Source organism: Micromonospora sp. DT229 (assembly GCF_049844505.1).
Classification (GTDB): Bacteria; Actinomycetota; Actinomycetes; order Mycobacteriales; family Micromonosporaceae; genus Micromonospora.
This window is the reverse complement of record NZ_JBNCLD010000005.1, coordinates 35,866-58,993: the sequence shown is the minus strand read 5'-3', so window position 1 is coordinate 58,993 and position 23,128 is coordinate 35,866. Positions and strand designations below refer to the sequence as shown.

Below are 23,128 nucleotides of genomic sequence, written 5' to 3'. Positions count from 1 at the left end.
CGCGCCACGCCGGATCCCGTCAGACGCTAGACCCGGAAGCACTCTTCCGAGGTCTTGCTGAACTCCGTGTCTCCGCTGCTGACGGAGCAGATGAAGCCCGACCCGGGGGCCATCGCGCCGACGATGAGGTCGAGGTCGTCGTCCTCGACGAGCTCGACGATGCCGGTCTCCTCCGGCGCAAGGTCGTCGATCTGAATCTTGGTCATCTTTTCTCCCTACTGGGCTGGGCGGTGCAGCGTGCCGCGTACCACCCGGAACCGGCACCGCCTTGATCTCAGACCGATGGTGGTCCTCACGCTTGGGCGCACGCCTGAGTAGTGACTACTCAAAGATGTGTGGCGCCCGTCACTCGATCCCGGACAGGCCCGCCCGACCAGCGTGGGACGTTGCCGAGAAGGGGCCCTTCCTCACGCTCAGGTCCGAAAGCCGCCAGCTAGGGGGTTGGGGACGGGCGCATCATCGGGATGTGGAGCTGGACTTTGAGCGGTGTTATCGGGCCGTCGACAGCCGTGACCAGCGGTTCGACGGGTGGTTCTACACGGGGGTGACCTCGACCGGGATCTACTGTCGGCCCTCCTGCCCGGCGATCACCCCGAAGCGGCAGAACGTCCGGTTCTTCCCTTCTGCGGCTGCGGCGCAGGGTGCGGGGCTGCGGGCCTGCCGGCGCTGCCGGCCGGATGCCTCCCCCGGCTCCCCGCAGTGGGACGTCCGGGCCGATGTGGTGGGGCGGGCGATGCGGCTGATCTCCGACGGGGTGGTCGACCGGGACGGGGTGCCCGGGTTGGCGTCCCGGCTCGGGTACACCGAACGGCACCTGCACCGGATGCTGCGGGCGGAAGTCGGTGCGGGGCCGCTGGCGCTGGCCCGGGCGCAACGCGCGCAGACCGCCCGGACCCTGATCGAGACCACCGGGCTGGGGCTGGCCGAGATCGCCTTCGCCGCCGGGTTCGGCAGCGTCCGGCAGTTCAACGACACGGTCCGCGAGGTGTACGGGGTTCCTCCGTCCCAGCTTCGAGTCGGCCGGCGGGCGGCGATCGGCGGGTCGGGCACGATCACCCTACGGTTGGCGTACCGTCCACCGCTGCACGCGGGCGCGCTGCTCGGCTTTCTCGCGCTGCGTGCCCTGCCCGGGGTCGACGAGGTCCGTGACGGGACGTACCGCCGAGGGTTGCGGCTGCCGCACGGCACCGGCGAGGCGGCGCTGACCCCGGCGGACGGGCACGTCGGGGCCACCCTGCGGCTGACCGATCTGCGTGACCTGTCCCCGGCCGTGGCCCGCTGCCGGCACCTGTTCGACCTCGACGCGGATCCGGTAGCCGTCGATCAGACCCTCGCCGCCGATCCCCCGCTGGCCGTCGCCGTGGCCACCGAACCCGGCGTACGCGTCCCCCACGCCGTCGACGGCTTCGAGATGGCCGTCCGCGCCATCGCCACCCAACAGGTTTCGCTGGCCTCCGCCCGCACCACCCTCACCCACCTCATCTCCACCGTCCGCACCCCCGAACGGCCCACCCCCGTCGACCACACCGGCAGTGTTGATCAAGAGGTTCGCGTCGGGCAGGCCCGCCAGGATGACGCAAACCTCTTGATCGGCACGACGGGGTGTTTTCCGGGAGCGGAGGAGGTGTTGGCCGCGCCGGACGCGGGGTTTCGGATGCCGGTGAGGCGACGGGAGGCGATTCGGGCGGTGGCGCGGGCGGTGGTGGAGGACGGGCTCGATCTGGAGGCCGGTGGAGAACGGGGCGAGGTGGCGCGGCGGTTGGCGCAGCTTCCGGGAATCGGGCCGTGGACAGCCGGTTACGTCGCGATGCGTGCGCTCGGCGATCCCGACGTGTTCCTGCCCACCGATCTCGCGGTACGCCGAGGCGCCGCCGCCCTCGGACTGCCCGACGCCCCGTCGACCCTTGACGAGTACGCCGCCCGCTGGCGGCCGTGGCGCTCGTACGCGATCGTCCGACTGTGGCGAGCCGCACCAGTCCGACCGGGGACAGCCGTACCAATCCAACCGTGGGAAGCCGCACCCATCCGACCGGGGAGAGCGCGATGAGTATGACCTTGCAGACCAACGGCACGATTCTCGACAGCGCCACCATCGACACGCCCGTCGGCCCGTTCACGATCCTCGCCGGTCCGGACGGGGCGGTCCGGGCCGCCGGGTTCACCGCCGACCCGGCGGTGGTGCTCGCGGTGATGCACCCCAGCCTGCGCGGCGAGTCGCGCCAGCGGCGCGAACTCGGGCCCGTCACCGCGGCCGTCGCGGCGTACCTCGGCGGTGACCTGACCGCGATCGACGACGTACCGGTCCGGCAGCACAGTGGCGGGGCCTTCATGTCGCACGCCTGGCAGATGCTGCGCGAGGTGAAGCCGGGTCAGCCGGTCACCTACACCGGGTACGCCGCGCTGGCCGGTCGCCCCGCCGCGGTACGCGCCGCAGCAGCGGCCTGCGCCCGCAACGCCGCCGCCCTCTTCGTCCCCTGCCACCGGGTGCTGCGTACCGACGGAAAGCTGGGCGGCTACCGCTGGGGGCTGCCGGTCAAGGAATGGCTGCTCGCGCACGAGCGAAGGGGTTGACGCCACCGCTGGCTCACGAAGTCGATGCCGCTGGTCGAGCCCACAGGACGCCAGCGCCGGCCAGTGCCACGCCCGCGGTGAACAGGAACGTGCCGCTGGTCCCGGCTCGTTCGATCAGCACGCCGGCGAGTGCTCCGCCGCCAGACAGCAGAGCCACCAGCACGGCCACCACCAGCGGCGGCGAGACCGAACGCACCGGCGGTGAACCCGGCCACGACGTACGAGCCAGTGCCCTGCTCTGCGGTGAGCACCATGGCCAGCGGCGTACCGCCGTCTCGCAACCGTGCCACGAACGCCGCCGCGACGGGCTGGCGGACCGCCGACCGGCCGACGATCTGGCGGTAGTTGTCCAGGATGGCGATGACCCATTCTGGCATCGATGGACTTCACCGTCAGGGCAGCGACCGTAGACGCCGAGGTCGGTCAGCAAAAGGGCAACAACACTGACAACAAGCTGACACATTCACCCTGCTCATTTACCGCTACCGTCGGCTGGTGGCTGCGGGGAGCGGCGGCGGCCCGGCCGGACGGGCCGAGGTCAGGCGACATCCACTCGGTAACCTGTGGCGGCTGCGGCGCTACCTGCGTCCGCATGTCGTGGAGTTCATTTTCCTGCTGCTGGCCGGCCTTGCCGCGACCGGGGCGGGAATCGCCGTACCCCTGGTGGCCCAGCGGGTGGTCGACGGCCCGGTGGCCGACCGGGACCTGAGGGGATTGTTCCAACTGGCCGGGCTGGCGCTGGCCCTCGGCCTGATCGAGGCCCTGCTGATCTTCATTCGCCGGTGGGTGCAGTCGTCCTCCTCGGTGGCGATGGAGACGAGGATCCGCGACGACCTCTACGCCCATCTGCAACGGCTGCCGGCCAGCTTCCACGACCGGTGGCCCTCCGGCCAGTTGCTCTCCCGGATCACCAGCGACCTGTCGGTGCTGCGCCGGTTCCTGGCCTTCGGGCTGTTCTTCCTCGTCCTGAACCTGGCCACCTACCTGGTCGTGGTCGTGCTGCTGATCCGACTGCATCCGACGCTCGGCCTGCTGGTGGCGGCCAGCGCGGTGCCGCTGTTCCTGATCGCCCGTCGCTTCGGGCGGTACTACCACGCCGCCTCCCGCCGGATGCAGGACCAGCAGGGGGATGTCGCCACCCAGGTCGAGGAGACCGCGCAGGGGCTGCGGACCATGAAGGCGTACGGGCGGGGGCCCCAACTGACCGCCCGGTTCGTCACCAGCACCCGGGCGTTGCACGACACCGGGGTGGGCAAGGGCCGACTGCTGGGCCGTACCGCCGCCCTGCTCGACCTGGTGCCGAACCTGACCCTCGGCATCGTGCTGGTGGCCGGTGCCGCCGCGGTCGCCGAAGGGCGCCTCACCATCGGTGAACTGGTCGCCTTCGCCAGCCTCCAGTTGATGCTGATCTGGCCGGTGCAGTCGCTGGGTTGGATCATCGCCAACGGGCAGGAGGCGGCCACCGCCGCCGACCGGATCCAGGAGGTGCTGGACACCCCGCCGGCCATCGTCGACTCCCCCGGGGCCATCGCCCTGCCCCGCTCGGAGGTACGCGGCCGACTCCGCTTCGAGGCGGTCACCTTCCGCTATCCGGGTACCGCCGCACCCGTGCTGGACGGCATCGACCTGACCGTCGAGCCCGGGGAGACCCTGGCGCTGGTCGGTGCCACCGGCAGCGGCAAGAGCACAGTGCTGTCCCTGGTGCCCCGGTTGCACGAGGTCACGGCGGGCCGGATCACCCTGGACGGGCACGACCTGCGGGAGCTGCGGTTGACCTCGCTGCGTCGGCTGGTCGCGGTGGCCTTCGAGGAACCCACCCTGTTCTCCATGTCGGTGTGGGAGAACCTGACCCTGGGTCGGCCCGACGCCGGTGCCGAGGAGGTCCGGGCGGCCCTCACCCTGGCCCAGGCCGAGTTCGCGTACGACCTGCCGTGGGGGTTGGACACCCGGCTGGGCGAGCAGGGGCTGTCACTGTCCGGCGGGCAACGGCAGCGTCTGGCGTTGGCCCGGGCGGTGCTGGTACGTCCCGCGGTGCTGGTCCTGGACGATCCGCTGTCCGCGCTCGACGTGCACACCGAGGCCCTGGTGGAGTCGGCACTCAAGCAGGTGCTGCGGGAGATGACCGCGCTGGTGGTGGTGCACCGGCCCTCCACGATCGCCCTGGCCGACCGGGTGGCCCTCCTCCAGGACGGTCGGATCACCGCCGTGGGACGGCACACCGACCTGCTGGCCGAGGTGCCGGCGTACCGCAGGTTGCTCTCCGCCGAGACGGCCGGGGTCGGCCCGGCGCCGGGCGGTCCCCCACTGGTGTGCTCGTGACCGCCGGGGCGGATCGGCCGGACGGCCCGTTACCGGGGCGGACACCCGAGCAGCGATCGGACGGGGTCGATCCGGTGCACTGGCGAGGGCTGGCCGCCGATCCGCACGCCGACCGCAGTCTCGCCGAGGACAGCTCACCCGAGGCGGTGGCTCGGCTGCGGGTCCGCAGCCGGGCCCTGCTGGCCCAGGTGCTGCGCCCGCATCGCGGTCGGCTGGGCGGCGCGGTGGCGCTGCTGCTGACCCAGAACGCGGCGGCGATGGCCGGGCCGTACCTGGTCATGCTCGGCATCGACCGGGCGATCGACCCGCTGCGCAACGGCGACACCGGCCCCCTGGCGGCCGTGGCGGTGGCCTTCGCCGCCGCCACCGGCATCGAGTACGCCGCCCGACGTGCCTTCCTCACCCTCTCCGCCCGGATCGGCCAGGCCGTCCTGCTGGATCTGCGCCAACGGGTGTACGAGCACTTCCTGCGCCTGCCGGTGGCCTTCCACGAGCGGTACACCTCCGGTCGGATGATCTCGCGGCTGACCAGCGACATGGACTCCATCGCCGAGTTGGTCGACGGTGGGGTGGAGAGCCTGGTGATGGCGGCCCTGACGATCGTGTCGGTGGCCGGCATCCTGCTCTGGTTGGATCTGCCGCTGGCCGCGGTCACCCTGCTGGCCTTCCCGCTGTTGTTCTGGTTGTCCCGCTGGTTCGCCCGGGCCTCGGCGGTGGCCTACCGCCGTACCCGGGAGGCGATGGCGCTGGTCATCGTCCATTTCGTGGAGTCGATGCGGGGCATCCGGGCCGTGCAGGCCTACCGTCGGGAGCCGCGTAACCAGTACATCTTCGCCTCCGTCAATGACGAGTACCGCCGCTCCAGCCGATACGCCTACCGGCTGATCGCCACATACGCGCCGGGGATCAAACTGATCGGCAACATCACCGTGGCGGTGGTGCTCTGCTACGGCGGGGCCCGGGTGCTCGGCGGGGAGACCGGGGTGGGGGTGCTCGCGGCCTTCCTGCTCTACCTGCGTCGGTTCTTCGAGCCCATGCAGGAGCTGAGCCAGTTCTACAACTCCCTCCAGTCGGCCACCGCCGCCCTGGAGAAGCTGGCCGGGGTGCTCGACGAACGACCCGAGGTGGCCGAGCCGACCCGGCCGGTGCCCCTGCCGCCCGGACCGGCCCGGGGGAAGGTCACCTTCTGCCAGGTCGGGTTCGGGTACCGGCCGCAGGCACCCATCCTGGCCGGGCTGGACCTGACCATCCCCGCCGGGCAGACGGTGGCGTTGATCGGGCCGACCGGTGCCGGCAAGTCGACCCTGGCCAAGCTGCTCGCCCGGTTCCACGACCCGGTGACCGGCACGGTCAGCCTGGACGGGGTCGACCTGCGCCAGGTGGCCGACGCGGAGTTGCGCCGGGCGGTGGTGCTGGTCACCCAGGAGACCCACCTGTTCGGTGGCACCGTGGCGGAGAACATCCGGTTCGGCCGCCCGGACGCCGACGACGCGGCCGTCGAGGCCGCCGCCCGGGCGATCGGCGCGCACGACTTCATCGCGGCGCTACCCGACGGGTACGCCACCGAGGTGCATCGGCGCGGCGGGCGGCTCTCCGCCGGGCAGCGGCAACTGGTCGCCTTCGCCCGCGCGTTCCTGGCCGACCCGGCGGTGCTGATCCTGGACGAGGCCACCTCGTCGTTGGACATCCCGACCGAGCGGCTGGTGCAGCACGCCCTGGGCACCATCCTGCGGGACCGGACCGCGGTGGTGATCGCCCACCGGCTCTCCACGGTGGAGATCGCCGACCGGGTGCTGGTCCTCGACGAGGGCCGGATAGTCGAGGACGGCCCCCCGGCCGAACTGATCAACGGGGAGGGCCGGTACGCCGCCCTGCACCGCCAGTGGGTCGAGTCGCTGCTGTAGGTAATTCGATGCCCGGCGGGGCGTGGCTGCCTACCATCGACGGATGACTGATACGGCGAGGACGGCCCGCACCGGGGTCCCCGAGCGTCCGACTCTGGACGGGCTCGAGGAGACCTGGTCGCGCCGCTGGCAGGAGGAGGGCACGTACGCGTTCGACCGCTCGAAGGCGGCTGTCCGGGGTCGCGGCGAGGCGTCAGACTCGCCGAGCCCGGATGGCCGTAGCTCGGACGTGTACGCGATCGACACCCCGCCGCCGACCGTATCGGGCGAGCTGCACATGGGGCATGTGTTCTCGTACACCCACACCGACCTGGTGGCCCGGTTCCAGCGGATGCGGGGGCGGACGGTCTTCTACCCGATCGGCTGGGACGACAACGGGCTGCCCACCGAACGCCGGGTGCAGAACGTCTACGGGGTGCGCTGCGACCCGTCCCTGCCGTACGACCCGCACTGGCAGGCCCCGGCCGCCCCGGTGGACGACGCCGCCCGCAAGGACCCGACCCCGATCTCCCGACGCAACTTCATCGAGTTGTGCCAGCGGTTGACCGCGCAGGACGAGCAGATCTTCGAGGCGCTGTGGCGTCGGCTCGGCCTGTCGGTGGACTGGTCGCTGATGTACACCACGATCGGTCCGGTGGCCCGGGCCGCCTCGCAGCGGGCCTTCCTGCGCAACCTGGCCCGGGGTGAGGCGTACCAGTCGGAGGCGCCGACCCTGTGGGACGTCGGTTTCGCCACCGCCGTCGCGCAGGCCGAGTTGGAGGATCGGGAGCGGCCGGGGGCGTACCACCGGTTGCGGTTCCACGCCCCCGACGGGCGGGAGGTGCTGATCGACACCACCCGTCCGGAGCTGCTGCCGGCCTGTGTGGCCCTGGTCTGCCACCCCGAGGACGAGCGGTACGCGGACCTGGTCGGCGGCACTGTGCGTACTCCCCTGTTCGAGGTGGAGGTGCCGGTGTGCGCGCACCCGCTGGCGGAGCCGGCCAAGGGCACCGGCATCGCGATGGTCTGCACCTTCGGTGACCTGACCGACGTGACCTGGTGGCGGGAGCTGGACCTGGACACCCGGGTGGTGATCGGGCGGGACGGGCGGCTGCTGCCGGAGCCGCCGGCCGGGGTGCCGGGGCGACCGTACGCGGCGCTGGCCGGGCAGAGCGTCAACGCGGCCCGACGCACCATCGTGCAGTTGCTGACCGAGGCGGGTGAGCTGGTCGGGGAGCCCCGCCCGATCACCCATCCGGTGAAGTTCTACGAGCGGGGTGACCGGCCGCTGGAGATCGTCTCGACCCGGCAGTGGTATCTGCGCAACGGTGGCCGGGACGCCGACCTGCGGGCGGCGTTGCTGGCCCGGGGAGAACATCTGCGTTGGGTGCCGGAGCACATGCGGCACCGCTACGAGCACTGGGTGGGTGGGCTGACCGGGGACTGGTTGGTCAGCCGGCAGCGCTTCTTCGGGGTGCCGGTGCCGGTGTGGTACCGGCTCGACGGCACTGGCGAGCCGGACTGGTCCCAGCCTCTCACGCCGGACGAGGATTCGCTGCCGATCGATCCCTCCGAGGACGCCCCCGCCGGGTACGACGAGTCCCAACGCGGGATGCCGGGGGGTTTCATCGGCGATCCGGACGTGCTGGACACCTGGGCCACCTCTTCGCTGACCCCGCAGATCGCCGCCGGGTGGGAGACCGATCCGGACCTGTTCCGCCGGGTCTTCCCGATGGACCTGCGTCCTCAGGGGCAGGAGATCATCCGAACCTGGCTGTTCGCCACGGTGGTGCGGGCCCACCTGGAACACGGCACCCTGCCCTGGCGCACCGCCGAGTTGTCCGGCTGGATCCTGGACCCGGACCGCAAGAAGATGTCCAAGTCCAAGGGGAACGTGGTCACCCCGATGGCCCTGCTGGAGCAGCACGGCTCCGACGCGGTGCGGTACTGGGCGTCCACCGGGCGTCCCGGGGTCGACCTGGCCTTCGACCCGGCCCAGATCAAGATCGGGCGGCGGCTGGCCACGAAGCTGCTCAACGCCTCCCGCTTCGCCCTGGGGTTGGGCGCCGCCGAGGCCCTGCGTGCCCCGGCCACCGAACCCCTGGACCGGGCCATGCTCGCCACCCTGACCGAGGTGGTGACGACCGCCACCACGGCCTTCGAGGCGTACGACCACACCGCCGCCTTGCAGGCCACGGAGTCGTTCTTCTGGGGGTTCTGTGACGACTACATCGAGTTGGTGAAGGAACGCGCCTACGGCACCGGGGCGGGGGCGGATTCGGCCCGGGCCGCCCTGGCCACCGCCTTGTCGGTGCAGTTGCGGCTGTTCGCCCCGGTGCTGCCGTACGCGACCGAGGAGGTGTGGTCCTGGTGGCGGTACGGCTCGGTGCACCGGGCACCGTGGCCCACCAGATACGAGGTGGGCCGGGCACTCCAGGGCGAGGGTGACCCGGCGTTGCTGCGGTTGGCCTCCGACGCGTTGGGGCAGGTCCGGCGGGCCAAGTCCGAGCGGAAGCTGTCGATGAAGGCGGCGGTGCCGTTGGCCGAGGCGCTCGGCCCGGCCGCCCTGCTGGACCAGTTGACCCTGTTCGTCGACGACCTACGTTCGGCCGGTCACATCGACAAACTCGACCTCCTGCCCGACCGCACCCCCCAACTGGTCATCGCCTGCGCCTTCTGAGGGATGTAAGGAAGGGCACCTTATTAACGCCTCATGCATAGGAAGGGCCCCCTATTAACACGTGCCGATCGGGCACTGTTAATAAGGGGCCCTTCCTCTACCGCAGGCGTTAAAAGGGTGCCCTTCCTTACACCTCAGCTGGTTTCGCCGGCTACCGAGAAGGAGCGGAGGCGGTTGATGGCCAGCAGGGTGAAACCGACACAGATCAGCACGGTCATCACGGCCGCCACCGGTACGGAGACCGTCGTGTCGAGCAGGTTCGTCGGAGCCAGCCGGTCGGCCAGGGCGATCACGTAGTGCTGGATGGACAACACCCGGGTGCCGGTGACCACGTTGCCGAGCAGCCCTTCCCAGATCAGCACGTAGACCAGGCCGAGCAGGACCGGCCGCCGGGTCAGCAGGCTGGCCGCCACGAACAGCGCCGAGTAGGCCAGGGCGCCCACCGAGGCGGCGACGGCCAGCCCCAGCCCGAGGCGTACCGAGTCGGCCAGCAGGCCGGCGGCGAACAGCGGCACCGCCACGGTGGCCGCGGTGGCGCCGACCGCCACGGCCAGCTTCGGCAGCACGATCTGCCAGCGCGGCAAGGGGGTGGTCAGCACGTGCACGACCGTGCCGTCGTCGATCTCGGCACCGAGCACCCCGGTGCCGACGATCAACGCGACCACCGGCAGCACCACGGCCAGCCCGAGGCCGACCAGCACCGGCGGCCCCCAGTCGGACGGGGCCACCCCCAGACCGCGGGACAGCACGGCCAGCACGACAAGCAGCAGTGGCAGGGGCAGCAGCAACAGGAACCGGCGACGCCCGAACAGCCCGCGCGCGGTGATCCAGCAGACAGTGGACATCAGGCCTCCACCAGGTAGGAGAAGACGCTCTCCAGGGACTCGTCCTCGGGCAACAGTTGGCGCACCCGTACGCCTTGGGCCAGGGCCACCTTCGGCAGCACCCGGGTGAAGGCGCCGTAGTCGCCGGCCCGTACGGTCAGCCCGTCGCGGCCCAACTCCACCCCGGTCACCGAGGGCTCGGCCATCAGGGCCACGGCCAGGGCCCGGTCGTCGGTGGAGCGGATGGCGAACACGTGCGGCCGGTTGGTCATCAGCCGACGGATGGTGCGGAAGTCACCGGAGGCGGCCAGCCGCCCGGCGACCATCACCTGCACCGTCCCGGAGACCTGCTCGACCTCCTCCAGGATGTGCGAGCTGAACAGGATGGTGCGGCCGGCGTCGCCGAGGGAGTGCAGCAACTCCATCATGTGCAGCCGTTGCCGCGGGTCCATGCCGTTGAAGGGCTCGTCCAGCAGCAGCACCTGGGGGTCGTGCACCAGGGAGGCGGCGACCCGGGCACGCTGCCGCATGCCCTTGGAGTAGGTGCCGATCCGGCGGTCCTGCGCGCTCTCCAACTCGACCATGGCGATCGCCCGGCGGGCCGCCGCCTGCGGGTCGGGCAGCTTGTGCAGCTTCGCGGTGGCCAGCACGAACTCGTACGCGGTGAGGAAGCTGTGCACGGCCTCCCGCTCGCTGACCAACCCCAACTGTCGGTAGACCTCCGGGTTGCGCCAGGTGGGCAGACCGTCCAGGGTCACCTGCCCACGGGAGGGGGCCAGGAACCCGGCCATCATGTGTAGCAGGGTGGTCTTGCCGGCGCCGTTGGGCCCGAGCAGTCCGGTGACCCCCGGCCCCAGGCTCATGCTCACGTCGTTGACCGCCACCACGTTGCCGTACCAGCGGGACACCCCGGCGAGGTCGAGGGTGCTGGTGGCGGCCGGGGCGGGATTACTGGTCGTGGTCATCGGGCGGCCACCTTCCGGTAGCGGGCCAGCAGCAGAGCGACCCCGGCGGCGATCAGGGCGACGGCGACCAGGGCGTACACCGGGCCGAAGGATCCCAGGTCCGGGCCTTCCCCCTCGGTGATCAACTGGTCGCGCATGGTCCAGATTCCGACCCCCTGCACCAGGGTGGACGGCGAGGCGATACCGGCCAGTTGGTTGGCGGCCTGCGAGGGCAGGATCGACAGGACCCCGACGATCGGGGTGGTCATCAGGAACACGGCGACGATGCCACCGGCGGCGAAGGCCCGCTTGCCGGTCAGCGAGGCGATCAGCAGGCCCACCGAGGCGAAGACCGCCGCCCACAACCCGGCGTAGAGCAGGCCGGGCAGCAGGTCCAGCAGTTCGTCCCAGACCGCGCCCATGCCGTCGCTGGTGAAGGCGGCACCGAGGAACATCAGCAGTTGCGGCGCGCCGAGCAGCAGCCAGAGCGCGGTGACCAGCGCCAGCAGCTTGGCCAACGGGTAGTCGGCGGTAGGCAACGGCCGGGAGAAGTACAGCGGGAGCACCCCGCTGCGCAGGTCCCGGGAGACCAGTTCCGGTGCGGCCACCGCGACGAAGAAGATGACCAGCCAGCTCATGTTGTCGGCGAACTGGGCGTACGTCATCACCACCTGGCCGAGTTGGGTACGCATGGCCGTGGCGGCGACGGCCACCATCAGGACGATGCCGACCAACAGCCAGGGGAAGATCTTGGCCTTGGCGCTGCGGCCCAGCCCGAAGGCGGTCCGCACCCCGTGGCGGTACATCGCGCCGAAGACGTGTCGGCGGCCCAGTCGTGGGCCGGTGTAGCGCTGGTAGCCGATGTCGTGGATGACCCCGGTCGGTTCAGACATGGCTGTCCTCCCTCCGGGCGAAGAGCTCGGCCACCCGGTGCCGGCGCTGGTCGAGCCGGTGCAGCGGCAGGTCCAGGTCGGCAACCGCACCGATGATCAGGTCGTACGTCTGCTGGTCGGCCAGAGGGACGAGCAGCAGCCGCCCCTCCCGGCTGACCGGCAGGTCGAGGGCGGCCAGTCGGGCGGCCAGGGTTTCGGTGCCCTCGCTGACCTCGACGGCGAGCACATCGGTCGTCGAGGTCATCGCGGCGATGTGGTCGGCTCGCAGCAGCCGTCCGCCGTCGATGGCGACCAGGGTGTCGCAGATCCGCTCGACCTCGCCGAGCAGGTGGGAGCAGACCAGTACGGAGATGCCGAACTCCGTGCCGATCCGGTGCACCAGGGCCAGCATGGCGTCCCGGCCGGCCGGGTCGAGGCCGTTGGTGGGCTCGTCGAGCAGCAGCAGGTCGGGGTCGTGCACCAGGGCCTGAGCGAGCTTCACCCGCTGCTTCATGCCGGTGGAGTAGCCCCCCACCGGGCGATGGCGTTCCTCGTGCAGCCCGACGTGCCGCAGCGCCTCGGAGGCCCGTTCCCGGGCGGCGGTACGCGGTAGGCCGCTGATCTGCCCGAGATGGGTGACCAGTTCGGCGGCGGACAGGTCAGGTGGCAGGCAGTCGTGCTCCGGCATGTAGCCGACCCGGGCGCGGACCCTCGCCGGGTCGGTGGTCGGGTCCAAACCCAGCACCCGGACCCGGCCACGGGTCGGGGTGAGCAGGCCGAGCAGGAGCTTGATCAGGGTCGACTTGCCGGCACCGTTGGCCCCGACGAGGCCGACGATTCCCGGCTGGACCGTGACTGTCAGTTCCGACAGTGCGGTCACCCCACCGCCGTAGACCTTGGTCAACGACTCGGTTTCGATCAGTGTCACGTCGACAGCCTAGAGACGGACGCCAAGATGGTCTGTCCGGCACACGCCCCGGATTTCCCTGATCCTGCTTCCGGCGACCCCCCTAGGGAGACGCCGCATCCGGCGCAGCCGCCGGACGGTCGGGCACCCACCCCGCCCTGGAAAGATCGATTGTCTGGTACAGACTGAAGCCCACCAATCGTCTTGTGACGACCACGATGGGTAGCGGTGAGCCATGACGGGCGAGGTCAAGGTAAGTGTGGTGGTCCCGACCTACAACTCGGGTGGGCACCTCCAGCAGTTGATCGACTCGCTGTTGCGCCAGTCGATGCCGGCGACGGACTTCGAGATCATCTTCGCCGATGACGGCTCGACCGACGACACCCCCGCCCGGCTGGCGGCTCTGGCCGCCGCCCACCCCAATGTCGAGGTGCTGCGCTGCCCGCACTCCGGTTGGCCGTCCCGCCCGCGCAACCTGGCGTTGGCCCGGGCCCGCGGCGAGTACGTCCAGTTCGTCGACGACGACGACTGGCTGGCCGAGGAGGCCCTGGAACGGCTGTACGGCTACGCGGTGACCAACGGTGCCGACATCGCCATCGGCAAGATGACCGGGCACGGCAGGTCGGTGCCCCGGGATCTGTTCCGGGTCAACCGCCCCGACGCCAGGCTGGCGAACTCGCCGCTGATCGGGAGCCTCACCTGCCACAAGATGTTCCGCCGGGCCTTCCTGCTGGAGCACGACCTGCGTTTTCCGGATGAGCACCGCAAGCGGCTGGAGGACCATCACTTCGTCATCCGGGCGTACCTGCTCTCCCGGCGGACGAGTGTGCTGTCCGACTACACCTGCTACCACCATGCCCGGCGGCCGGACGGGGGCAACCTGACCGCCACCCGGATGGAGCCGGCCGGCTACTACGGCAGCCTGCGCGAGGTGCTGGACATCGTCGACGCGCACACCGAGCCGGGGCCCCTGCGCGACAAGCTGCACCGGCGGTGGCTGCGCACCGAGATGATCCGCCGGCTGCGCGGCAACCGGTTGCGTAACGCTCCCCGGGACTGGGTCGACCAGGTCGCCGCGGAGGTGCGGAAGACCATCCAGGAGCGGTTCGCGCCGACGGTCGCGGGCCAACTGCCGGCCGTCGAGCGTACGGTCGTCGGGCTGGTGACCGAGGGACGGGTGGAGGACCTGCTCCGGTTGGCCGAATGGGACGCCGGCATCCGCGCCCGGACCCGCCTGAAGGCGTACGAGTTGACCGGCTCGACCCTGACCGTGCTGCTCAACAGCCAGCTCCGCAGCGGCGAGGAGCCTCTTACGATCCGGCAGGTCGACGGCCGGGACCGGCTGGTCCTACCGGTCGAGGTGCCCGACGAGTGGGTCGACTGCACCGAGGACCTGGGCCGGGCCCGCCTCGACGTGGTCGCCCAGCACGCCACCGGGCACGAGGAGTTCTTCCTGCCGGTGCACTTCGAGGTGGACCGGGAAGCCGGTGCCGCCGACGAGTTCCAGGTGCGCTACCGGGGGGCGGTCACGGTCGACTTCGCCGGCCTCAACGGTGGTCGTACCCAGGGCGGGTGGATCCTCAAGGCCCGGGTCACCGGCTACGGCTGGTCCCTCGACACGAAGCTGCCCCTGGAGATCACCTGCCCCGCCGACGGTGCCCGGCCGGTGGTGGTGGACAAGCGGAAGAAGAAGGCCCCGGCCGCGCCACCGCAACCCGGACCGGGCCGGTTGCGGCGGATGGCGGGATCGGTCCGGCGCCAACTGGGTCTGGCCCGAACCTAGGCGGGTACGCCGCCGAGGCTTTTGTCCGGCAGCAGTGGACGTGATCGGGCCGCTGACGGTGGTGCCCTCGACCGATCGGCGGTCGGCTGCAAAACTGTGTGCCGGTCGCCGGAGTTGGGGGTCTGATGAGCAACGGGTGGGTGCTGCCCGACGAGGTGCTGCGGGACGCACCGGCGTACACGCCGCGTCCCGGCGAGCTCGCGGATCTGGAGCTGCTGCTGACCGGTGCGTACGCACCCTTGACCGGCTTCCTGACCCGGGCCGACCTGGTCTCGGTCAGCCGCCGGGGCCGACTCGTCGACGGCACCCCCTGGCCGGTCGCGGTGACCCTTCAGGTGCCCGCCGCCCTGCTGCGCGACATCGACCCGGCCGACCCGGACCGACGCACCCTGGTGCTCACCGACGGCGAGGGGGCGCCGGTGGCGGCCCTGGAGGTCACCGACGCCTGGCAGGTACGCGAGGGGGTGGCCGGGGTGGGCGGCAGCGTACGCCGCCTCGGTGACGGGGGGCACGGGCCGTTCCAGCGGTTACGGCGTACCCCGGAGGAGATCCGCGCCCTGCTGCCACCGGGACGGGTCCTCGGCGTCATCGCCGACCGGCCCCTGCACCGGCCGCAACTGGCCCAGATCGCGCACGCCGTGCGCACCCTGAGCGCCCACCTGCTGGTCATGATTCCGGTCGGCGAGGACGGCACCGGCGGGTTGCCGCCGGAGGCGCTGGTGCGCTGCGTGTTCGCCGCCCGTGACCGGATGCCCCCGGCGACCGTGGTGGCGGTGCCCCTGGCCCGCCGACGGGACGAGATCGGCGACGCCCTGCTGCGGGCCCGGGTGTCGGCCGCGTACGGCGTCACCCACCTGCTCTCCACCAGCGACATGCTCTCCGGGGGCGGGCTGCGGGTGCTGGTGCCCCGGGAGTTGGCCTACGACAACCGGGACGGCCAGTGGCGCTGGCGCGAGGACATCCCGCCGCGCAACCGGCGCCTCGCCCTGACCCACGACGAGATCGAGGACCTGCTGGACCGGGGCTTCCCGCTGCCGGAGTGGCACACTCCCCCGGCGGTGGCCAAGGAACTGAGCCGGGCCCGGCCACCCCGACGGCACCGGGGCCTGGTGGTCTTCCTCACCGGCCTCTCCGGTTCGGGCAAGTCGACAATCGCCCGGGGGCTGGCCGACGCGCTACGGGAACAGGGCGAACGGACGATCACCCTGCTCGACGGGGACGTGGTGCGCCGGGAACTGACCGCGGGGCTGGGCTTCAGCAAGGCCGACCGGGACACCAACGTACGCCGGATCGGCTGGGTGGCCGCCGAGCTCGCCCGGCACCGGGGCATCGGCATCTGCTGCCCGATCGCACCGTACGCCCAGGCTCGGGCGACCGCCCGGGAGATGGCGGTGTCGGCGGGTGCCGGGTTCGTGCTGGTGCATGTCGCCACCCCGCTGGAGGTCTGCGAGCGACGCGACCGCAAGGGCCTCTACGCACGGGCACGAGCCGGGCTGCTGACCGGGATGACCGGCATCGACGACCCGTACGAGGAACCCACCGACGCCGACCTGGTCGTCGACACCAGTGACCTGGACGTGGACGAGGCGGTCCAGCAGGTCCTGATCCACCTGACCGAGACCGGCTGGATCGAGCCGCGCCTACAGTCCTTCTGATGCGGCGCACCGCGATCCGGCTGGCCGACGGCCGGGAGCTGATCTACTACGACGAGCACGACGATGTCGTCCGGGACCAGCCGGACCGGCGGGAGTTGCCGCCTCCCCCGCCCGCCTCCCAGCTGCGCTACGACCCGCTGACCGACGAGTGGGTGGCGCTGGCCGTACACCGGCAGACCCGCACCTTCCTGCCCCCGGCCGACCGGTGCCCGCTCTGCCCCTCCACCGCCCAGCGGCTCAGCGAGATCCCGGCGCCCGACTACGCCGTCGTGGTGTTCGAGAACCGGTTCCCGGCCTTCAGCGAGCGGGTGGTCGCCGAGCCGGCGGAGATCACCCCCCTGACCCCGGCCCGACCCGGCCGGGGCCGCTGCGAGGTGGTCAGCTTCACCGCCGACCACCAGGCTTCTTTCGCCGCCCTGCCGCCGCGCCGGGTCCGCACCGTGCTCGACGCCCTGGCCGACCGTACGACCGTGCTGGGTGAGCTGCCCGAGGTGGAACAGGTCTTCTGCTTCGAGAACCGGGGGGTGGAGATCGGGGTGACCCTGCACCACCCGCACGGGCAGATCTACGCCTACCCCTTCCTTCCCCCGCGTACCCGCTCACTGCTGGCCGCGGCCCGCCGCCACGCCGCCCGCACCGGCGGGCGCAACCTCTACGCCGACGTGCTGGGCGCCGAACGCGCCTCCGGCGAGCGGGTGGTCACCGCCAACGAACACTGGACGGCGTACGTCCCGGCGGCCGCCCGGTGGCCCTTCGAGGTGCATGTCGCCCCGCACCGGCCGGTGCCGGACCTGCCGGCGTTGACCGAGGCCGAACGGGACGCCTTCGGCCCCCTCTACCTGGATCTGCTGCGCCGCTTCGACGGGCTGTTCGACGGCCCGATGCCGTACATCGCCGCCTGGCACCAGGCCCCGGTACGCATCGACCGCGAACTGGGTCACCTGCATCTGCAACTGTTCAGCATCCGGCGGGCGGCGGACAAACTGAAGTACCTGGCCGGGTCGGAGTCCGCGATGGGAGTCTTCATCAACGACATCGCCCCGGAGCAGGCCGCCGCCCTACTCCGCGCCGCCTGACCCACAGCCGCCTGAATCGCGGGCCGGGCAGCGGCAAGTCCTGAAGACAGAGCGCGAGGGCCCCGGACAGAGCGAGGCGGGCCGGAACAGGGCGCGGGGGGCCCGGGACAGGGCCCCCCGCAGGGAAGGGACGGCTGGCTGTGCTCGACAGCCGGGAAGGCTGGCTGGGCACTCGGGCCGCACGGCGGCCACGATCAACCTTCCAGGGACGGGACTGGCATCTCGTCCACTCAGGTCAACGAGGCGCGCCGGGGCAGGTGACGCCAGATTGGCACGTCTTGTCCGGACACGTCGGTTGTGCCGAGACCAGCCCGGGGTCGGGACCGGGAGCGGAGGCCGGGCCGGAGCTGAGAGCCGGGGAACGAGCGAGCCCGCCGGCCCCTGAGGGGTCGACGGGCTCGCTCGGTGCGACGGATCAGGCGGCGAGGCGGCGCGCCAGGTTCTCGTCGAGCGCGTTCATGAACTCGTCGGTGGTCAGCCACGGGGCGTCCCGCGAGATCAGCAGCGAGAGGTCCTTGGTCATCTGGCCGCCCTCGACGGTGTCGACGATGACCTGCTCCAAGGTGTTGGCGAACTCGGTGACCGCCGGGGTGCCGTCCAGCTTGCCCCGGTGGGCCAGGCCCCGGGTCCAGGCGTAGATCGAGGCGATCGGGTTGGTCGAGGTCTTCTCGCCCTTCTGCCACTGCCGGTAGTGCCGGGTGACCGTGCCGTGGGCGGCCTCGGCCTCGACGGTACGGCCGTCGGGCGAGAGCAGCACCGAGGTCATCAGGCCGAGGGAGCCGAAGCCCTGCGCGACCGTGTCGGACTGCACGTCACCGTCGTAGTTCTTGCAGGCCCAGACGTAGCCACCCTCCCACTTGAGCGCGGCGGCGACCATGTCGTCGATGAGCCGGTGCTCGTAGGTGAGGCCGGCGGCGTCGAACTCGGCCTTGAACTCGTTCTCGAAGACCTCGGCGAAGATGTCCTTGAACCGACCGTCGTACGCCTTGAGGATGGTGTTCTTGGTCGACATGTAGACCGGGTAGCCCCGGTCCAGGCCGTACCGGAACGACGCCCGGGCGAAGTCCCGGATCGAGTCGTCGTAGTTGTACATGCCCATCGCGATGCCGCCGCCCGGGAAGTTGGCGATCTCCATCTCGATCGGCTGGGCGCCGTCGGCCGGGGTGTAGGTGATGGTCACCTTGCCCGGGCCGGGCACGACGAAGTCGGTGGCCCGGTACTGGTCACCGTGGGCGTGCCGGCCGATGATGATCGGCTTGGTCCAGCCGGGGACGAGCCGCGGCACGTTGGACATGATGATCGGCTCGCGGAAGACGACACCGCCGAGGATGTTGCGGATGGTGCCGTTCGGCGACCGCCACATCTTCTTGAGCCCGAACTCCTCCACCCGGGCCTCGTCCGGGGTGATGGTCGCGCACTTGACGCCGACGCCGTGCTCCTTGATGGCGTTGGCGGCGTCGACGGTCACCTGGTCGTCGGTGGCGTCGCGGTGCTGGATCGACAGGTCGTAGTAGTGCAGGTCGACGTCGAGGTAGGGCAGGATCAACTGCTCCCGGATCTGCTTCCAGATAATCCGGGTCATCTCGTCGCCGTCGAGCTCCACGACCGGGTTGTTTACCTTGATCTTCGCCATCGGCCGGCGCTCCTCTCGGGGGACACATGCTCAAGCAGTACGAGCGTACTGGACCCGCCCGAACCAGGAACGTCGCGGCCACCGGTCGGCCGATCGCCCAGGACCTGAACCGTCGCGACCAGGCCCTCGCGCCGCAGGCGGGCTGCCGGGCCGGCGATTCGGTCAGCGCGCTCGGACGGGCCGCCGGGCCCGGCGCGGAAGTACCCCACCGGGCCCGGAACATGCCTGTCCGCGCGCCGGGCTCAGCCGGCCTGCGCCGGGTCGTGCATCCACTGGACCAGTTGGAGGATCACCCCGTTGGGGTCGGTCACCTGGAAGAAGCGCTCCCCCCAGGGTTCGGTCTGGATCGGTGTGGTGATCGGCACACCGGCCGCCTGGATGTTGGCGTACTCGGTGTCGATGTCGTCCACCACGAAGGCGACGAGCACCCCTTCGGCCCGCTGGGCCTTGAGGCTCGGCGGCTGAAGGCTCTCCAGCCCGGTACGCAGGAAGACCAGGTTGAAGCCCACCCCCTCGCGGATCAGTGATACGAACCCGTCGGCCGACATCTCCTCCCGGAACCCGAAGTGCTGCTTGACGAACTCGGCCGAGGCCGAGACGTCCTGGACGTTGAGCGAGATGGCCGATCCGGTGATCTGCACGTGCCCTCCCAGAAACTAAACTTCGTACATTGTACTACGTACTGCGTACGGTGATTTGACCTGCGAGGATCCAGGGATGCCCCACCGGACCGGAGGCGGAGACCCCGCCCACACCCTGCGACTTCTGTGGCGTCGAACCGAGGAGGGTCCGCGGCGCGGCCCACGCCAGGGCCACTCGCTGGACGACATCGTGCAGGCCGCGATCGAGTTGGCCGACGGTGCGGGGTTGGACGCGGTGACCATGCGGTCGCTGGCCAAGGCGATCGGTGTGGCGCCGATGACCCTCTACACGTACGTGCCGGGTAAGGCCGAACTGCTCGACCTGATGCTGGACGCGCTCTACGCACAGATGTCCCGGCCGGACCGCTCCGGCCAGTCGTGGCGTACCCGGGTGGCTGCGCTGGCCCAGGACAACCGGGAGCTTTTCGCGGCCCATCCGTGGGCCGCGGAGGTCGCCACCGGCCGGCCGCCGCTGGGGCCGGGCCTGATGGCCAAGTACGAGTACGAGCTACGCGCCTTCGACGACACCGGCCTGGACGATGTGACCCGGGACGCCGCGTTGACCTACGTTCTCGACTTCGTCCGGGCGGCGGCCCGCTCCGCGATCGAGGCGCAGTCCGCCCGACAGTCCAGCGCCTGGACCGACGAACAGTGGTGGACCGCCAACGCCCCCCTGCTGGCCGAGGTCCTCGACGAACGGCGGTACCCCACCGCTGTCCGGGTAGGTGCCGCCGCAGGCGCCGCCCACAACGCCGCCTACCACCCGGACCACGCCTACACCTTCGGCCTGACCCGAGTCCTGGACTCCCTGACCACCCTGATCACTGCCCCACCCCCACCCACCCACCCTTCCCCCTGACGATCAAGAGGTTTGCGTCTCGGATCGGTTCCTCCGAGACGCAAACCTCTTGATCAACTCAGCAAGGGGTGGGTTACATGGAGGCTACGTCGGCCTGCTTGGCGCGGACGGCCTCGGCGGCCTCCTTGAGGGCGGCCAGCTCGTCGGCGTCGAGGTCGGTCTCGACGACCCGCTTGACGCCCTGGGCGCCGATCTCGGCCTCGACCCCGAGGTAGACCCCGGAGATGCCGTACTCACCGTCGACCCAGGCGCAGACCGGCATGACCTCGCCGGAGTCCTCCGCGACGGCCTTGGCCATGCGGGCGGCGGCGGCCGAGGGGGCGTAGTAGGCCGAGCCGGTCTTGAGCAGCGCCACGACCTCGGCACCACCGTTGCGGGTCTTGACGACCAGCTCCTCGATCTGCTCGGCGGGCATCGCCTCGCGCAGCGGCTTGCCGTTGACCGAGCTCTTGGAGGGCACCGGCACCATCGTGTCGCCGTGCGAGCCGAGGGTCAGGGTCTTGACGGACTTCACCGGTACGTTCAGTGCCTCGGCCACGAAGTTGGTGAACCGGGCGGTGTCCAGCATGCCGGCCTGGCCGAGCACCCGCTGGTGCGGGAACTGGGTGGCGAGCTGGGCCAGCGCGGTCATCTCGTCCAGCGGGTTGGAGACCACGATCACCACGGCGTTCGGGGCGTACTTGGCCACGTTCTCGCTGACCTGGCGGACGATCTTCGCGTTGGTCTCCAGCAGGTCCATCCGGCTCATGCCCGGCTTGCGGGGCAGACCGGCGGTGATGACCACCACGTCCGAGCCCTCGATGGCCTCGTAACCCTCGCCGTTCGGGCCGGTGGTGACGCCAACGATCTTGGTCTCGAAGCCCTCGATGGCCCGCGACTGGTTGAGGTCCAGGGCGAGACCCGCGGGCTTGCCCTCCACGATGTCGGTGATCACGACGGTGTCGAAGACGTCGTACTCGGCCAGGCGCTGTGCGGTGGTGGAGCCGTAGAAACCGGCGCCGACGACAGTGACTTTCTTACCCATGGTCGTCCCACTCCCTGATACCAGTCGGTTTTCCGGACCGTATCAGCCATGGTGGCACCGATCAGGCCAGGGGCGGACGGTTATGAGCAGCTAGGGGGTTTCGCTGCGCTGCCCTGGGTGTTAATGGGGGACCCTTGCTCTACCGGAGGCGTTAAGAAGGTGCCCTTCCTTACACCTCAGCCGCGTTCGGCGCGTTCCACCACGTTGCTGAGCAGCATGGCGCGGGTCATCGGGCCCACGCCGCCGGGCATCGGCACCAGCTTGCCGGCCACCTCGGCGACCTCCGGGTCCACGTCGCCGGTGTAGCGGCCCTTGCCGTCCGGGCCGATCACCCGGGTGATGCCCACGTCGACCACGACCGCCCCCGGGGTGATCATGTCGGCGGTGAGCAGCCCGGGTACCCCGGCGGCGACGATCACGATGTCGGCGGCGCGGGTGTGCGCGGCGAGGTCCAGGGTGCCGGTGTGGCACAGGGTCACGGTGGCGTTCTCGCTGCGTCGGGTGAGCAGCAGGCCCAGCGGGCGGCCCACGGTGTTGCCCCGGCCGACCACGGCGACGTTGGCCCCCCGCAGCGGCACCTCGTGCCGGCGGAGCAGTTCCACGATGCCGCGCGGGGTGCACGGCAGGGGCCCGTCGTAGCCGAGCACCAGCCGCCCCAGGTTGACCGGGTGCAGACCGTCGGCGTCCTTGTCCGGGTCGATCAGCTCCAGCACCCGCTGGGTGTCCAGGTGACCGGGCAGGGGCAGCTGGACGATGTAGCCGTGGCAGGCCGGGTCCGCGTTCAGCTCGGCCAGGGTCTCGTCGACCTGGGCCTGGGTGGCCTCGGCCGGCAGTTCCCGCCGGATCGAGGCGATGCCGACCTCGGCGCAGTCCCGGTGCTTGCCGTTGACGTACGCCTGGGAGCCGGGGTCGCTGCCGACCAGCACCGTGCCGAGCCCGGGCACGATGCCCCGCTCCGCCAGCGCCTTGACCCGTGCCCGCAGCTCGTCCTTGATCTCGGCTGCGGTCGCCTTACCGTCCAGAAGCGTCGCCGTCACGCCTCAGATCGTCTCATGACCGGTACGTCCGGCTGGCGCGGACCAGGCCAGCTCACCACACCCGAGCCGGGGGGCCACTCTCCGCAATGTGCCCATTGTCACCCTGAGTGATCTGCCGGCGGCTGTTCGGACCTCGGATCGGACAACCGGGCGGGGAGGCCCCAGGGTTTGGCAGACCGCCGGACCAGCCCCGGTTGGCCACCAACCTCCCCCAGCCTTCCCGAAACCTCGCATACTTTTTGCCCACTGATGTCGGGATAAAGCAGGAGGAACTTATAGCACGGACAAGCCCACCCGACAAGCGCACCGACCCCCTTCCGTTATCCGTTCGCAACCGGCACGTGGTCGGCCGCAGCTCACGGATCTACCGTTGCTTCTCGTTACGCAGAGTCACCCAATGCCGGGTCCGGCTGCGTTGCG

18 protein-coding genes and 1 pseudogene are annotated in these 23,128 nt (G+C 70.9%); 9 read left to right on the top strand and 10 right to left on the bottom strand.

Annotated elements, in window-relative coordinates; genetic code table 11:
- Positions 1–26: 26 nt before the first annotated feature.
- Positions 27–206: a hypothetical protein gene (locus ACLQ2T_RS09610; RefSeq protein WP_425765650.1), complete on the bottom strand. Its 180-nt coding sequence runs from the start codon at positions 204–206 to the stop codon at positions 27–29.
- Between the two features lie 260 nt (positions 207–466).
- On the opposite strand from ACLQ2T_RS09610, the pseudogene ACLQ2T_RS09605 reads away from it, so the two are divergent.
- Positions 467–1,972: pseudogene (locus ACLQ2T_RS09605) on the top strand (DNA-3-methyladenine glycosylase 2 family protein); the annotation flags it as partial.
- A gap of 77 nt (positions 1,973–2,049) precedes the next feature.
- Positions 2,050–2,571 carry a methylated-DNA--[protein]-cysteine S-methyltransferase gene (locus ACLQ2T_RS09600; protein ID WP_425765912.1) on the top strand — a complete coding sequence of 174 codons (522 nt, stop codon included), beginning with the start codon at positions 2,050–2,052 and terminating at the stop codon, positions 2,569–2,571.
- Positions 2,572–2,584: 13 nt separating this feature from the next.
- Here ACLQ2T_RS09600 and ACLQ2T_RS09595 read toward each other — a convergent pair whose 3' ends face one another.
- Positions 2,585–2,767: a hypothetical protein gene (locus tag ACLQ2T_RS09595; protein ID WP_425765649.1), complete on the bottom strand. Its 183-nt coding sequence runs from the start codon at positions 2,765–2,767 to the stop codon at positions 2,585–2,587.
- Positions 2,768–3,066: 299 nt separating this feature from the next.
- On the opposite strand from ACLQ2T_RS09595, the gene ACLQ2T_RS09590 reads away from it, so the two are divergent.
- Genes ACLQ2T_RS09590 through valS form a run of 3 tightly spaced genes read left to right on the top strand, consistent with a single transcriptional unit; the run spans position 3,067 to position 9,453 of the window.
- A complete protein-coding gene (locus tag ACLQ2T_RS09590) occupies positions 3,067–4,890 on the top strand; it encodes an ABC transporter ATP-binding protein (RefSeq protein WP_425765648.1) in 1,824 nt (607 codons plus the stop codon).
- Complete coding sequence (locus ACLQ2T_RS09585; protein WP_425765647.1) at positions 4,887–6,794, top strand: ABC transporter ATP-binding protein; 1,908 nt, start codon at positions 4,887–4,889, stop codon at positions 6,792–6,794. The genes ACLQ2T_RS09590 and ACLQ2T_RS09585 overlap by 4 nt, the downstream gene beginning before the upstream one ends.
- 43 nt (positions 6,795–6,837) lie before the next feature.
- On the top strand, positions 6,838–9,453 hold the full coding sequence (gene valS, locus ACLQ2T_RS09580; protein WP_425765646.1) for a valine--tRNA ligase: 2,616 nt from the start codon (positions 6,838–6,840) through the stop codon (positions 9,451–9,453).
- 134 nt (positions 9,454–9,587) lie between these two features.
- Here valS and ACLQ2T_RS09575 read toward each other — a convergent pair whose 3' ends face one another.
- The 4 genes from ACLQ2T_RS09575 to ACLQ2T_RS09560 are packed head-to-tail and all read right to left on the bottom strand — an operon-like array spanning position 9,588 to position 13,021.
- Positions 9,588–10,298 carry an ABC transporter permease gene (locus tag ACLQ2T_RS09575; protein WP_425765645.1) on the bottom strand — a complete coding sequence of 237 codons (711 nt, stop codon included), beginning with the start codon at positions 10,296–10,298 and terminating at the stop codon, positions 9,588–9,590.
- Positions 10,298–11,242, bottom strand: a complete 945-nt coding sequence (locus ACLQ2T_RS09570; RefSeq protein ID WP_425765644.1) for an ABC transporter ATP-binding protein — start codon at positions 11,240–11,242, stop codon at positions 10,298–10,300. Before ACLQ2T_RS09570 ends, ACLQ2T_RS09575 begins: the two co-directional genes overlap by 1 nt.
- Complete coding sequence (locus ACLQ2T_RS09565) at positions 11,239–12,114, bottom strand: ABC transporter permease (RefSeq protein WP_425765643.1); 876 nt, start codon at positions 12,112–12,114, stop codon at positions 11,239–11,241. The genes ACLQ2T_RS09570 and ACLQ2T_RS09565 overlap by 4 nt, the downstream gene beginning before the upstream one ends.
- Positions 12,107–13,021, bottom strand: a complete 915-nt coding sequence (locus tag ACLQ2T_RS09560; RefSeq protein WP_425765642.1) for an ABC transporter ATP-binding protein — start codon at positions 13,019–13,021, stop codon at positions 12,107–12,109. Before ACLQ2T_RS09560 ends, ACLQ2T_RS09565 begins: the two co-directional genes overlap by 8 nt.
- A gap of 214 nt (positions 13,022–13,235) precedes the next feature.
- On the opposite strand from ACLQ2T_RS09560, the gene ACLQ2T_RS09555 reads away from it, so the two are divergent.
- The 3 genes from ACLQ2T_RS09555 (at position 13,236) to galT (ending at position 17,514) form a co-directional block, all read left to right on the top strand.
- The gene (locus ACLQ2T_RS09555; protein ID WP_425765641.1) at positions 13,236–14,783 is read left to right on the top strand and encodes a glycosyltransferase family 2 protein; all 1,548 of its coding nucleotides are present in this window, start codon (positions 13,236–13,238) and stop codon (positions 14,781–14,783) included.
- Positions 14,784–14,908: 125 nt separating this feature from the next.
- Positions 14,909–16,438: an adenylyl-sulfate kinase gene (gene cysC, locus ACLQ2T_RS09550; protein WP_425765640.1), complete on the top strand. Its 1,530-nt coding sequence runs from the start codon at positions 14,909–14,911 to the stop codon at positions 16,436–16,438.
- Positions 16,438–17,514 carry a galactose-1-phosphate uridylyltransferase gene (galT, locus tag ACLQ2T_RS09545; RefSeq protein ID WP_425765639.1) on the top strand — a complete coding sequence of 359 codons (1,077 nt, stop codon included), beginning with the start codon at positions 16,438–16,440 and terminating at the stop codon, positions 17,512–17,514. The genes cysC and galT overlap by 1 nt, the downstream gene beginning before the upstream one ends.
- Positions 17,515–17,929: 415 nt before the next feature.
- Here the strand turns inward: galT and ACLQ2T_RS09540 are convergent, their stop codons facing one another.
- Positions 17,930–19,147, bottom strand: a complete 1,218-nt coding sequence (locus ACLQ2T_RS09540; protein WP_425765638.1) for an NADP-dependent isocitrate dehydrogenase — start codon at positions 19,145–19,147, stop codon at positions 17,930–17,932.
- Positions 19,148–19,389: 242 nt separating this feature from the next.
- Positions 19,390–19,788 (bottom strand): VOC family protein, encoded by a 399-nt coding sequence (locus tag ACLQ2T_RS09535; protein ID WP_425765637.1) that lies wholly within the window; start codon positions 19,786–19,788, stop codon positions 19,390–19,392.
- Positions 19,789–19,864: 76 nt separating this feature from the next.
- Between ACLQ2T_RS09535 and ACLQ2T_RS09530 the strand changes: the two genes are divergently transcribed.
- Positions 19,865–20,647 carry a TetR/AcrR family transcriptional regulator gene (locus ACLQ2T_RS09530; protein WP_425765636.1) on the top strand — a complete coding sequence of 261 codons (783 nt, stop codon included), beginning with the start codon at positions 19,865–19,867 and terminating at the stop codon, positions 20,645–20,647.
- A gap of 73 nt (positions 20,648–20,720) precedes the next feature.
- On the opposite strand, the gene ACLQ2T_RS09525 is transcribed toward ACLQ2T_RS09530, so the two are convergent.
- Positions 20,721–21,671, bottom strand: a complete 951-nt coding sequence (locus ACLQ2T_RS09525) for a malate dehydrogenase (RefSeq protein ID WP_425765635.1) — start codon at positions 21,669–21,671, stop codon at positions 20,721–20,723.
- A gap of 176 nt (positions 21,672–21,847) precedes the next feature.
- Positions 21,848–22,708: a bifunctional methylenetetrahydrofolate dehydrogenase/methenyltetrahydrofolate cyclohydrolase gene (locus tag ACLQ2T_RS09520; protein WP_425765634.1), complete on the bottom strand. Its 861-nt coding sequence runs from the start codon at positions 22,706–22,708 to the stop codon at positions 21,848–21,850.
- Positions 22,709–23,128: the final 420 nt, after the last annotated feature.

What these genes read in the sequence shown, in the direction of transcription:
- ACLQ2T_RS09565 (WP_425765643.1), bottom strand. Translation starts at nt 12,114, where the DNA reads ATGTCTGAACCGACCGGGGTCATCCACGACATCGGCTACCAGCGCTAC.
- ACLQ2T_RS09540 (WP_425765638.1), bottom strand. Translation starts at nt 19,147, where the DNA reads ATGGCGAAGATCAAGGTAAACAACCCGGTCGTGGAGCTCGACGGCGAC.
- ACLQ2T_RS09610 (WP_425765650.1), bottom strand. Translation starts at nt 206, where the DNA reads ATGACCAAGATTCAGATCGACGACCTTGCGCCGGAGGAGACCGGCATC.
- ACLQ2T_RS09570 (WP_425765644.1), bottom strand. Translation starts at nt 11,242, where the DNA reads ATGACCACGACCAGTAATCCCGCCCCGGCCGCCACCAGCACCCTCGAC.
- ACLQ2T_RS09575 (WP_425765645.1), bottom strand. Translation starts at nt 10,298, where the DNA reads ATGTCCACTGTCTGCTGGATCACCGCGCGCGGGCTGTTCGGGCGTCGC.
- ACLQ2T_RS09530 (WP_425765636.1), top strand. Translation starts at nt 19,865, where the DNA reads ATGCCCCACCGGACCGGAGGCGGAGACCCCGCCCACACCCTGCGACTT.
- valS (WP_425765646.1), top strand. Translation starts at nt 6,838, where the DNA reads ATGACTGATACGGCGAGGACGGCCCGCACCGGGGTCCCCGAGCGTCCG.
- ACLQ2T_RS09555 (WP_425765641.1), top strand. Translation starts at nt 13,236, where the DNA reads ATGACGGGCGAGGTCAAGGTAAGTGTGGTGGTCCCGACCTACAACTCG.
- galT (WP_425765639.1), top strand. Translation starts at nt 16,438, where the DNA reads ATGCGGCGCACCGCGATCCGGCTGGCCGACGGCCGGGAGCTGATCTAC.
- cysC (WP_425765640.1), top strand. Translation starts at nt 14,909, where the DNA reads ATGAGCAACGGGTGGGTGCTGCCCGACGAGGTGCTGCGGGACGCACCG.
- ACLQ2T_RS09525 (WP_425765635.1), bottom strand. Translation starts at nt 21,671, where the DNA reads ATGGGTAAGAAAGTCACTGTCGTCGGCGCCGGTTTCTACGGCTCCACC.
- ACLQ2T_RS09600 (WP_425765912.1), top strand. Translation starts at nt 2,050, where the DNA reads ATGACCTTGCAGACCAACGGCACGATTCTCGACAGCGCCACCATCGAC.